Source organism: Cellulophaga baltica (genome assembly GCF_900102165.1).
GTDB lineage: Bacteria > Bacteroidota > Bacteroidia > Flavobacteriales > Flavobacteriaceae > Cellulophaga > Cellulophaga baltica.
The window spans coordinates 1-3165 of record NZ_FNBD01000041.1; the positions used below are offsets into that span (position 1 = coordinate 1).

4 protein-coding genes are annotated in these 3165 nt (G+C 33.2%); 3 read left to right on the forward strand and 1 reads right to left on the reverse strand.

Translation table 11 applies throughout. The features are described from left to right. On the forward strand, positions 1-993 hold a 993-nt coding region (locus tag BLQ19_RS20715), incomplete at its 5' end, for a site-specific integrase (protein WP_074539644.1). A 74-nt stretch (positions 994-1067) separates the two neighbouring features. Here the strand turns inward: BLQ19_RS20715 and BLQ19_RS20720 are convergent. Next, entirely contained in the window at positions 1068-1466 is a 399-nt protein-coding gene (locus tag BLQ19_RS20720; protein ID WP_074539645.1) for a helix-turn-helix domain-containing protein, read from the reverse strand. Positions 1467-1595: 129 nt separating this feature from the next. Here BLQ19_RS20720 and BLQ19_RS20725 point away from each other — a divergent pair, with 129 nt between their 5' ends. Both BLQ19_RS20725 and BLQ19_RS20730 read left to right on the forward strand, forming a co-directional pair. Next, the gene (locus BLQ19_RS20725; protein ID WP_074539646.1) at positions 1596-2672 is read left to right on the forward strand and encodes a hypothetical protein; all 1077 of its coding nucleotides are present in this window, start codon (positions 1596-1598) and stop codon (positions 2670-2672) included. An 86-nt stretch (positions 2673-2758) separates the two neighbouring features. After that, positions 2759-3094, forward strand: a complete 336-nt coding sequence (locus BLQ19_RS20730) for a hypothetical protein (protein WP_074539647.1) — start codon at positions 2759-2761, stop codon at positions 3092-3094. Positions 3095-3165 lie beyond the last annotated feature (71 nt).

Genomic DNA, 3165 nt, shown 5'->3' on the forward strand with positions numbered 1-3165 from the left:
CAACTCTTAGAAGAATCTAAAATCATCACAGCGCATGCAATTAAGTTACGTTACTTAGGAGAAGATGATCATCATAAAACATTAAAGGAACTTATGAGTTATCATAATGAGCATATGATTGCCATTTTGAAGCAGGGTACGTTAAAAAACTATTCTACCACAGAAACGTACTTAAACAAATTCTTAGCTCAAGAACAAAAAGTAAGTGATATTTATTTAAAACAATTGAACTATCGCTTTATCTGTGATTTTGAGCACTACTTAAGAAACTATAGGAATCGTAAAAAACAGTTGATGATGGCTAATAATGGAGTTATGAAACACTTGGAACGCTTTAAGAAAATGATCAATCTTGCAGTAAAATTAGAATGGATTCCTAAAAATCCATTTCAACAGTTTCAATTAAAGTTTGATAAATTCGATAGACTCTACTTGACAGAAAGAGAATTAGAACTCATTGAGCATACAGTTTTTAAACAAAATCGACTGGAACAGGTTAAAGATTGTTTTCTATTCTCTTGCTATACGGGTTTATCTTATGTTGATGTGAAAGAACTTACCGTACACAAAATTACAAAAGGCATAGATCATCAAAATTGGATTTTCACCAAAAGAGAGAAAACAAATGAACTCGTTAAAATACCGATTCTGCCGAAGGCATGGGATATTTTAGAAAAATATAAAGCGAATAAAAATTTTCAAGGATTATTACCGTTAAGCTCCAATCAAAAGACCAATTCCTATTTAAAGGAAATAGCAAAAGATTGTGGAATTCAAAAAAACATTACTTTTCATGTGGCTAGACACACCTTTGCCACTACAATCATGTTATCAAATGGAGTACCTATAGAGACCGTCTCTAAGCTTTTGGGGCACACCAAACTATCTACAACACAAATCTATGCTAGAGTAGTAGAGACCAAAATCAGTGAGGACATAAGTAATCTGTTATTACGATTTAAGAAGAAAGAAGAAATTAAATTAGCACAATAAATCAAAAGAAAAGGGAATCATATTAAATGATCCCCTTTTTTAGTAGTAGTTGGTCGTTTATTGCACTTTTAGTTTCATTTCATCAGTTTTTCCAAATAAGCAATCTTTTCTTGTTCAGATTTTAAAAGACGTTCGTAGAGTTTTTTATTTTCTTCATAAACTTCAACTAGTTTATCAATTGGATTGAATGTACAAGCATAGTTCAAAGAAGATGCATTATCATGATAAGTGTTCCCCATTATATTAAAAACAGCTTCATCGCTATAATTTTTTATAGCTTCAGGGGGAACTCCCAGCACATTAGCAATTTGTTCTAATTTCTCCTCTTCAATCTTTTCAGATTGTTCAATTTTAGAAACAGCCTGTTGGCTGATGCCTAGTTCTTCCGCTAAGGTTTCTTGTTTCATCCCCCTTAGTTCTCTGATACGGCTTATTTTTCTGCCAATGTGGTTTGGTTTTGTTGCTGTTTCCATACTTCAAATATACTATTTTTTTCAAAAAGTTTCCTACTTGTAAAAAACAAATAGGGTAAGGTAAAATACAAATCCCTGTGGTTGGATACTTCTTGAAGTCACTATTACTTTATATAAAAACAAAATAATATGGAAACCACTAACTTAAACAATTTACGACCAGAAAGTCCAAAACAGCTACAACAAATCATTATCCAATTAATAAAGGTAATAGCCGTAGAACGGATGTATTTAAATAAGGGAGACGCTGATCATTCTTTTGCATGGCGCTTGAATATTATTCTAAAACTTTCTCGCCAGCATACTATAGAAGCCATAAGACCCGTAATACAGGAAGTTTTCTCCAAGTATGACGACTTTGTTTACCGCATATTTTCCTTTAGTCATGTACAACAAGAATTACAGCAGGCGAATCTTTACTTTCTGAATAATTGCCACGATAAGGACTTGGTTTACAAAACAAATGTTGACCACTTAATTTGGGGTTATCCTATAAAAATATCTCAACGCATTGAAACCATAAATCAGAACTTCAAAAGAGAGCTGTCTCGGATGAATTCTTTTAAAAAGGGTATTCACTATTTTAAAACAGAAAAGAACTTTGCACAAAGCGCCTTTATGATGCATCAAACCTTTGAGCAAGGCTATCGCATTTTAGAACAATTCCTTTGTGGTACCGTAAAGATATGCCACAGTATTAAGAACCATCAAAGTTATGTGTTAAAAACGTTGAAGGAACAAGAAAGTATGTTCTTGGTAGAATCAGCTATAGAAATCAGATTATTAGATGTACTCGAAGACGCCTATTGCTCTGCAAGATATGCACAAGACTATAAAATCACAGAAAAGGAATTGGACCAACTATCGCAAAAGCTAGGGGTATTCATCAAGGAGATCAAAGAGCTATTCCATAAAGAGAAGGAGATTTTTAAGTCAATTAGCCTAAAGGAAGAACTAAATTTTTATTCAGAAAAATCTATTGACGCATCTAAGATTGAAAAAGAAAAGGAATATAACGTACGTAGCCTTGAATTTCATAACAGCTTTGAAATGTTATGCAGGGCAAGATCAATGATGCTCTTATGTGTTACTTGTTTGCAGAGCGATGTCCAACCACCGATGCGGGTAAATGGTTTTCATGAAGATATCAGAGAGGTTTTGGAACTTGCCATAGAATTGCTGCCACTCCGAGAGATAAGCCCTTAAGACTTACAGAAAGTATTGGAAAACTCATTGCTAATGAAAAGAAAAAAAATTGAACAAAATATATAATAACTCAAAAAGATACACTCATGAAGAACGAAAAGAAATTATCATCAGAAGGACTACTAGAAGAAATTAAAGCACTTAGCAAGCACAAGCTCACTTTGTTTGAATCCAATCCCCAGAATAGAGAAAAGGATATGCTATTGGTGCCTTTAGAAAGTTATAAAGAAGCGATGGACCTTATTTTGTATTTACTAAAGACCTGCATTATGTCTTTGCAAGCAGAATATACCTCTGATAAGTATATTGGGGCACCAGAACTTTGTACGAGTGAAGTATTAAAACTGATTACCCAACTTATGCCCTATGAAGAAATGGAACTTCTGGACGCCGTACATGCTATGATGAAACCAATGAATTAAAGACCAATACTATGAAAAAGAAAAAAAATAAAAACATTGGAAGCTTTGGCAAAAAGCAAGTTAACGGTATT

Excerpts from the sequence above, each read along its gene's own strand:
- BLQ19_RS20725 (WP_074539646.1), top strand. The coding sequence starts at position 1,596 with ATGGAAACCACTAACTTAAACAATTTACGACCAGAAAGTCCAAAACAG.
- BLQ19_RS20720 (WP_074539645.1), bottom strand. The coding sequence starts at position 1,466 with ATGGAAACAGCAACAAAACCAAACCACATTGGCAGAAAAATAAGCCGT.
- BLQ19_RS20730 (WP_074539647.1), top strand. The coding sequence starts at position 2,759 with ATGAAGAACGAAAAGAAATTATCATCAGAAGGACTACTAGAAGAAATT.